Consider the following 7,666-nt stretch of genomic DNA (forward strand, 5'->3'; position numbering starts at 1 on the left):
ACGGCTGGCTTCATGCCGCACCCAAAAACCGGACAGATTACGTGCTACAGACCCGGACAATTCATTTGCTCGCGACAACTGCCTTCCCCGCGGGTTGACTCTCTCAATGGGTCGCGCCTAGAATGCCCGCCATCCATTCTTTCAGGAACCGTCGTGGACAGTAGCAGCACAACGTCCGCACGCCGCTCCGCCTGAACGCCAGCCTGCCGCGCCGATCCGCGCGCCGCGCGCGTTCACCGGGACGCGTGCGATTCCCCGTTTCACACAATCGCATCCATTCGCGCGCTAAAGTGGCGCGCGACGCAGTGATGCACGCGCGCCCGCGAGGGCCGCTCGCGCCGCCGCGTCGCATCGCACTCGGCATGGCAGAACACCAATGACTTTCGAATTCGCACTTCGCCTCTTCACCGCGTTCGCCTGCGGGGTCGCCATCGGCCTCGAACGGCAGATCCGCCAGCGCACGGCCGGCTTGCGCACGATCACGCTCGTCGCGAGCGGCGCGTGTCTGTTCGTCACGCTCGGCGTCCTGACAGGCAACGGGATTCCCGGCGTCACGCAGATCGCCGCGTACGTCGTCTCCGGCGTCGGCTTTCTCGGCGGCGGCGTCATCATGCGCGACAAGGGCTCGATCCAGGGCATCAACACCGCGGCGACCCTCTGGTGCTCCGCCGCGGTCGGCGTGCTGTCGGGCGCCGGCCACTTTCTGCCCGCGCTCGCGGGCACGGGCGTCGTACTCCTGACGAATACGCTGCTGCGTGGCGTGAGCCAGGCGATCAACGCGACACCGGTGTCGAACGCCGATCTCGTGCGCGAATATCAGATCACGGCGATCTGCCTCGCATCGGAAGAAGTGCACATCCGGACGCTGCTGTCGAACTCGATGTATGCGAAGCCGCTGTCGTTCCAGAGCCTGACGAGCGAGGACGTGCCGCGCGAATCCGACGCGCCCGAGCGCATCAAGGTGACGGCGACCCTCAAGCTGCATCCGAAGGATCAGCAGAAGCTCGAGCAGATCGCGAGCCGGATGAGCATGGAAAAGAGCATCTCGAGCGTGAGCTGGACTGCGAAGGAGGTCGAACCGATGATGGAGTGACCGCCGCCGCGCGAGCGCGGCGGCGTCCGCTCACGGCGTCTCGATCAGTCCCATCGCGATCGCCTTCACGACGGCCTGCACCTTGTTCGTCGCGCCGAGCTTGTCGAGGATGTTGTTCACGTGGAAATTCACGGTGCGCTCGGAGATGCTGAGAATCTGGCCGATTTCGCATGCTGTCTTGCCTTCGCCCGTCCAGCACAGCACTTCGCGCTCGCGATGCGTGAGCGCGACGCCCGACTCGGGTGCGAGCTTCGGCACGAGGAAGCGGCTCATCAGCGAATGCGACATGTTCGCCAGCCAGTTCGCCTGCAGCGTCAGCTGATTGATCTCGGCGGACGTCAGCCGATCCGTATGCCGCGCGATCGTCAGGAGCCCGAACACCCCGCGCGGCGCCCAGCTCGACTGCGCGACGCCGACGGCGAGCCCGTGATCGCGCGCGTCGTTCCACAGCGTCGTCTCGTCGCTGCGGCTCGCTTCGGGCCAGACGATCATGTTCGAGCTGAGCGCGCCGTCGCGCACGGTCGGATCGACCTCCAGGTAGTTCATCTCCTGATAGCGCTCCATCCAGCCGTTCGGATAGGTATCGAAGATCGCGACGGCCGGCTTTGAAATCGGCAGCGGCACGCGTATGCCATAGCAGCAATATTCGAAACCGAGCCGCTTCGAATACGTGGCGATTTGTCGGAAGAGCTGCTGCTCGTTCTCTGCGGCGCTAAATTGAAGATAGGCATCTTGCCAGCGCAGTTCCATTCGTTCTCCAGCAGCTTCACGCTGTCATACTTGCTAGGTTTCAGCACGCGCGCGGACTGATACATTCCGCGGCATGAATTCACCATTGCTCCACCGCTTTCGCGGCCCATCCACCGACGGCTATGTGCGCCTGCCCTTGCACGCGCTCGCCGAACTGCAGCTCGTCCACGTGTCGTCCGGAATCGATTCCGGATTGCTCGTCGAACTGTGCGCGAGCGAGGTCGACGCCCGCCTCGCCGGCTACACCGAATGGGAGCGGCCGTCGAGCGCAGGCGCAGCGCACCTCACGATCGGCTGGGACTGGTACATCGACGGCGCCACGGGCGCATTCGTCATCGCATGGGGCGACGTGCGCAGCAACGCGATGGGCATCGACAGCGACGGCGTCGACATCGGGATGGCCCAGACGTCGGCCGCGCTGTCGCGCCGGCTCGCCCAGTTGAACTGGCCGGCGGCCGTCGCCGCCGCGATGCTTCGTCGCAGCGATTTTTCGTATGCAGGTCCCACCCTGCAGTGATTCGCGTCAGTGCATATTGTCCAATTTTCCTCGAACGTTGCGGATTGACAAGCAAATTATCGAATCTTTGCGGTCCGACACTGACGCAACCGCCCGCCTCCTCCAACCCGCCCCGCTTTTCCGACCCTGTAAGGGTTAACAGTTACCTGTCCTCGGAGCGCGCGATGTAATGCGCCCATTCCAAAGCACACGCACGAGGACGACACCATGCGAACTTTCGTTCATGGCGATGGGCGCCTGCCGAGCGACCTGGCGGCTGATCTGGGCCTTTATCGGCACCGCGTTTTCGTCGAACAGCTCGGCTGGAAGTTACCGTCGGCAAGCGAAGGGTTCGAGCGGGATCAGTACGATCGCGACGATACCGTCTACGTGGTCGCCCGCGACGACGACGAGGAAATCTGCGGTTGCGCCCGGCTGCTGCCGACGACCCGCCCGTACCTGCTGAAAGAGCTGTTCCCCACCCTGGTCGCGAACGACATGCCGCTGCCGCAGTCGGCCTCCGTCTGGGAGTTGTCGCGCTTCGCCGCGAACGCCGAAGATCCGACCGGAAGCGGCAATCCGGCCTGGGCGGTGCGGCCAATGCTCTCGGCCGTCGTCGAGTGCGCGGTCCGGCTCGGCGCAAAGCAGTTGATCGGCGTGACGTTCCTCAGCATGGAGCGCCTGTTCCGCCGGATCGGCGTGCACGCGCACCGGGCGGGGCCTGCGCAGCAGATCGACGGGCGCATGGTGGTCGCATGCTGGATCGATCTCGACAGCCAGACGCTCGCCGCGCTCGGCCTCGACCCGGAGCTGTGCGCGCCGCGCGCCGAAGCGGCTTGAGCGCGCCCGATCGACGGTCCTCGGAACCATGCCGTTCGTCATTCAAGGAGGTCAATACCCCGTGGATCATTCATCGGTATTTCGCGCGATGCTCCCCACGTTCGACGCCGGCGAAACCCGCATTGCCGTCGCGTTCCCGTCGTTCGCCGTGCGTCTGCCGCTCGTGCGGCTCGACAGGCAAGGGCTGGTATTCCGCGCGCGCGGCGCGATGCCGCCCGTCTGCGGACTGCCGCGCTCGGCGACGCTGTACCTCGACGACGAGCCGCTGTGCACGCTGCGGCTCGTGATCCGCGAAGTCGAGCCATGCGACGACGGCGCGCACGACCTGACGATGCAGCCGTCGGCCGCGAGCGGCGACGCGCTTCTCTGGCATGCGCTGCGCACGCGCTGCCGGCATGCGGACGCACTGCTCGCACAACGCGCGCCCGACCGCCGCGCGGCGGCACCGGCGCACCGGAACGACGCCGCGAAGCGCGACGAATCGGGCGCCCAGTACACGGCTAAGGCCGGAGCCGGCATGCGCGTGACGCGAAGCGCCGCGTTCCGCCTCGCGGACCGCGGCGACGCGCTCTTTTTCGCCGATTGGCTCGAATACCACTTCGACGAATTGCGCGCGCTCGCGCAAGGCCTGTCGCCCCGGCTGCATCTGAACGAGCTCGAGCGGCACCTGACGGGCGACGAAGTCGATGTGCGATTCGTCTACGACATCGACGGCCACGCGGACCGCCGAATGCTCACCGACTGCGCACGGCAGACATGCGACTGGATCGCGACCGAAGTGCGCCGCCGCTTCGATCTGCCGATCGCCGAGCAGCGCTTCGGCGCGCGCAAGCCGCGCCGTGCGGTGCGGTCTACTCGTTTTCGTCGAAGTAATAGTGGCCGAACTTGAGTTGCTTCGTGCGGATATAGCGCTCGTTCTCCTCACGCACCGGCACCGCGAGCGCGACGCGCTCGCAGACTGGAATGCCATGCCGCACGAGGGTGTCGAACTTCTTCGGATTGTTGCTCATCAACCGGACCGACGTAACCTTCAGGATCCTCAGGATCGCGGCGGCGGAATCGTACTCGCGCGCGTCGTCCGGCAAGCCGAGGTCGAGGTTCGCCTCGACGGTGTCGCGCCCCTGCTCCTGCAGCGCGTACGCACGGATCTTGTTGCTCAGGCCGATCCCGCGGCCTTCGTGCCCGCGCAGATACAGCAGTACGCCGCGCCCCTCGGCGGCGATGTAGCGCAACGCGAGATCGAGTTGCTCGCCGCAATCGCATCGATACGAGCCGAACACATCGCCCGTCAGACATTCGGAATGAAGCCGCGTCAGCACCGACCGCTGCTCGGCGACGCCGCCCATCACGAGCGCGAGGTGCTCGGCATCGCCGCCCACGACGCGAAACGCATACGACGTGAAAGTGCCGTAGCGGGTGGGAAGCGTCGCCGTGGCGACAAGCGTCACGCACTCGGGCGCGGCGCCGTCGTCAGGCTGCGGCGATTCAGGATGCGAAGACATCATGGAATGCATCAAACGAAAGAATTAAGGAATGTTCTGGATAGCGAGTGCACGGAGTTTACCGCTAATCTGCAAACTGGACGCACCCGCCCGCGGACGCGGATTTATACTGAACGCTTCACCCGACGCGGCGGCCGCGCGCCGCCTTTCGCGAATCGCCCAGCCAAGGGAGACAGCGTATGAGCCTCACCGTCGCACATATTCTCAGGTCCAAGCCTGATTCGGGACGCACGATTCACACGATCGAAAAGTCCGATTCCGTCTATAACGCGATCAAGCTGATGGCTGAAAAGAGCATCGGCGCCCTGCTCGTGATGGACGGCGCGGACATTGCCGGCATCGTGACGGAACGCGACTACGCACGCAAGGTGGTACTCCTCGACCGTTCGTCGAAAGCGACGCGCGTCGAGGAAATCATGACGTCGAAGGTGCGCTACGTCGAACCGACGCAAACGAGCGACGAATGCATGGCGCTGATGACGGAACACCGGATGCGCCACTTGCCCGTCCTCGACGACGGCAGACTCATCGGTCTCGTGTCGATCGGCGATCTCGTGAAGAGCGTGATCGCCGACCAGCAGTTCACGATCGATCAATTGGAGCATTACATCCACGGAATTCCCGCCGCCGTGCATTCGCAGTAAGCGCGCGCCGGCGGCATCCATCAAAAAATGCCCAAACGCTGCGCGTCTGGGCAAAGCCGCCGGAATGCGGCGACGGAGGTTCGGCTCCTGTATCGCGAGCTCGGCGCATCATGCCGGCTCGCGGTTTATAGAATCGACCTCTTCACGTTTGCTGACGGGCGCCCGGCGCCGCCGGGCGCGAATTCGGCCCGCTCGTCTCAGTTGCCGAAGTAGACCGAATGGCCGAACGACGGCGACGTCGGCGACATGCTCGCACGGCCGCCGGATTCCGACGCGCCAGTCGCCTGTACACCATAGCCGCTCGTGTCGGCGTGCGTAAGCGTCTGCTGCGCAGGTTGCATGCGTTGCGATGCAGCCTGGACGTTTGCCGGGTACTGGGTTTCGCCGGATTCGGGCTTGTAGCCGTTCTGCTCAAGTTGGACGAGTTCGGACTTCACTTGCTCGCGGGTCAGCGGCTGCTGCTGGTCGGCTTGCGCGAACGAAGCAAGCGGCATGGCGAGAATCGAAGCGGCGACGGCTGCATAGACGAACGATTTCATGATTAACCTCCGGAATGTTGTATTTGCGTCGCTTCAGGCATCGTTGCCCTAAGCGATTGATTCCAGTCTAGTTACCGGCACAACGCGGGGAAACCCCTAGTTTGGACATACAGCGTTGCACCAATGACAATAATTACCAGCCGTATCACGATCGAAAGGTCGTTAAAAGCATCGTATCGGCAACAATGGGCAGCAGCCCGGCGGAACGGCCTGCAGGCTGTCTGATCTGTCGTTTTGTTGTATATTTGTAAAATTTGTCTCATCCGTTGCTTCATCGCCCCGATCATGCGCACACCGATCTTCCACGCTTGCTTTGCGCGCCGCCCACGCGGTTCGTGCACGGCCGTGGCCTCCGTCGCGATGTGCCCCCTCCTTCGAAGCACGCTTGCGGCGCCGCTCGCCGCGGCCCGGCGCTTGACCTGACAGCAGCCCCATCCCGGAGCCGCGTCAGCCAGGCTCCGGGCGATCCCGCAGGTTGGCCACGCCACCCAAGCCGATCATTTGGAGACTGTCATGAAAAACAGGATTTACCAGCTCACCGAACTCGACGTCGCGCGCCTCGAAAGGCACGCGGAACGCAACCCACGCTATCAGGAAATGCTCGATACGCTGCTTGAGCGCGCGGATATCGTCGAACCTGACAAGATTCAGGCGAACGTCGTGACGATGAACTCGCAGATCAAGCTGATCGACGAGGCCGCCGGCCAGGACATGACCTGGACCATCGTCTATCCGGACGCCGCCAATTTCGAGCAAGGCCGGCTGAACGTGTTTTCGCCGGTCGGCATGGCGCTCCTCGGCGCGCGCTGTGACGAGCAGGTGAAGATCACGCTTCCGGGCGGCGCGGACGCGACGTTGAAAATCGCCGAAATCGTCTACCAGCCCGAAGCGAGCGGCGATTACACGCACTGAACTGGCAGCCCCGGGCGCCCCACGGTTGTCGGAACGCCGCCGGCCTTGCACGCGAACGCCGGCACCCTCGTGCCGCCTACGACACCCGACGATCAAGAAAAAAGCGCGGATGCGTATGCAGCCCTCGCTTTTTTGTTTCCACGCAACGCGCTCGACATCGGCGCAGTAATCGGAATAGGGGCGGTCAGGTGGTCTGACCGATCCCCTCCCCCATACACGGACGCCCCTGTTTTGCCAGGCCTTCGTTGATGACGGCTCGATGATCGAGATTGCGGCCATACATCCGGACTGTTGCGAGGCGCGTTACGCTGCCTCTGCCCCTGATGGAATCTGCTGATCGGACTCTAATCACCACCTCGCGCTCGAAGCGCCTGTGGGAGGGCAGAGTTTTTCGATCCCGGTCCAACCTATCTTGTCATCACGTCGTGACTGCCTGAGCAACCTCTGGGGAGAACTGTTCTTATCAAACCGATCGGATTACACGGCGACGCCAGACGACGCGTAATCCGATCGGAACGTAGTGCCTCGTGTCAGCAATGCTCAGACGATCCGGGCATTGTGGTTCGCGACTGCCACGACGGCGATGTTCTTGTGCCGCCGCATCAGGAGACGGCGAAGCCAGCCCGAGAACCGATCATCTTTGTCGGCAAGGTAGCGAACCACCGCGCGCGCCCCGTGGACCACCAATGTCCGCAAGTACGTGTCGCCGCGCTTGGTGATGCCCAGCAACAGCGGCTGCCTCCGCTCGAATGCTGCCTGGGCACCAGACCCGGCCAAGCTGCCAATTGCCGAGCCGAGCGCTACCGAAGCACCTGGTGTCACGGATCGGCGTAATGGAGCCTGGGAAGATCGGCGTAAAGGCGCCACTTGGAAGGGTTGGGAAACGCAGT

Annotated in this window: 9 protein-coding genes and 1 pseudogene; 6 read left to right on the top strand and 4 right to left on the bottom strand. The window is 63.9% G+C overall.

The genetic code is table 11. The annotated features are described in order from the left end of the window. The first annotated feature begins 376 nt into the window (after positions 1 to 376). Positions 377 to 1,093: an MgtC/SapB family protein gene (locus WS69_RS20135; protein ID WP_059472448.1), complete on the top strand. Its 717-nt coding sequence runs from the start codon at positions 377 to 379 to the stop codon at positions 1,091 to 1,093. A 30-nt stretch (positions 1,094 to 1,123) separates the two neighbouring features. Here WS69_RS20135 and bpsR read toward each other — a convergent pair whose 3' ends face one another. Next, positions 1,124 to 1,843 (bottom strand): autoinducer-binding transcriptional regulator BpsR, encoded by a 720-nt coding sequence (bpsR, locus tag WS69_RS20140; protein ID WP_059472449.1) that lies wholly within the window; start codon positions 1,841 to 1,843, stop codon positions 1,124 to 1,126. A 73-nt stretch (positions 1,844 to 1,916) separates the two neighbouring features. On the opposite strand from bpsR, the gene WS69_RS20145 reads away from it, so the two are divergent. The 3 genes from WS69_RS20145 (at position 1,917) to WS69_RS20155 (ending at position 4,068) form a co-directional block, all read left to right on the top strand. Further along, complete coding sequence (locus tag WS69_RS20145) at positions 1,917 to 2,360, top strand: DUF4902 domain-containing protein (protein WP_059472450.1); 444 nt, start codon at positions 1,917 to 1,919, stop codon at positions 2,358 to 2,360. A 207-nt stretch (positions 2,361 to 2,567) separates the two neighbouring features. Continuing rightward, positions 2,568 to 3,179, top strand: coding sequence for an N-acylhomoserine lactone synthase BspI1 (gene bspI1 / locus WS69_RS20150; RefSeq protein ID WP_059472451.1), 612 nt, complete (start codon positions 2,568 to 2,570; stop codon positions 3,177 to 3,179). An 88-nt stretch (positions 3,180 to 3,267) separates the two neighbouring features. Continuing rightward, the gene (locus WS69_RS20155) at positions 3,268 to 4,068 is read left to right on the top strand and encodes a hydroxymethylglutaryl-coenzyme A reductase (protein WP_059472456.1); all 801 of its coding nucleotides are present in this window, start codon (positions 3,268 to 3,270) and stop codon (positions 4,066 to 4,068) included. On the opposite strand, the gene ribA is transcribed toward WS69_RS20155, so the two are convergent. Then, positions 4,031 to 4,684, bottom strand: coding sequence for a GTP cyclohydrolase II (ribA, locus tag WS69_RS20160; protein ID WP_059472452.1), 654 nt, complete (start codon positions 4,682 to 4,684; stop codon positions 4,031 to 4,033). The genes WS69_RS20155 and ribA overlap by 38 nt on opposite strands. 176 nt (positions 4,685 to 4,860) lie before the next feature. Between ribA and WS69_RS20165 the strand changes: the two genes are divergently transcribed. Continuing rightward, positions 4,861 to 5,325 (top strand): CBS domain-containing protein, encoded by a 465-nt coding sequence (locus WS69_RS20165; protein ID WP_010118439.1) that lies wholly within the window; start codon positions 4,861 to 4,863, stop codon positions 5,323 to 5,325. 197 nt (positions 5,326 to 5,522) lie between these two features. On the opposite strand, the gene WS69_RS20170 is transcribed toward WS69_RS20165, so the two are convergent. Then, positions 5,523 to 5,864, bottom strand: coding sequence for a DUF4148 domain-containing protein (locus WS69_RS20170; RefSeq protein WP_059472453.1), 342 nt, complete (start codon positions 5,862 to 5,864; stop codon positions 5,523 to 5,525). A 513-nt stretch (positions 5,865 to 6,377) separates the two neighbouring features. Between WS69_RS20170 and WS69_RS20175 the strand changes: the two genes are divergently transcribed. Continuing rightward, positions 6,378 to 6,776 (top strand): GreA/GreB family elongation factor, encoded by a 399-nt coding sequence (locus WS69_RS20175; RefSeq protein WP_059472454.1) that lies wholly within the window; start codon positions 6,378 to 6,380, stop codon positions 6,774 to 6,776. Between the two features lie 540 nt (positions 6,777 to 7,316). Here the strand turns inward: WS69_RS20175 and WS69_RS34955 are convergent. Continuing rightward, positions 7,317 to 7,576: pseudogene (locus WS69_RS34955) on the bottom strand (transposase); the annotation flags it as partial. Between the last annotated feature and the right edge of the window lie 90 nt (positions 7,577 to 7,666).

The organism is Burkholderia sp. BDU5, from assembly GCF_001522845.1.
Lineage (GTDB): Bacteria > Pseudomonadota > Gammaproteobacteria > Burkholderiales > Burkholderiaceae > Burkholderia > Burkholderia mayonis.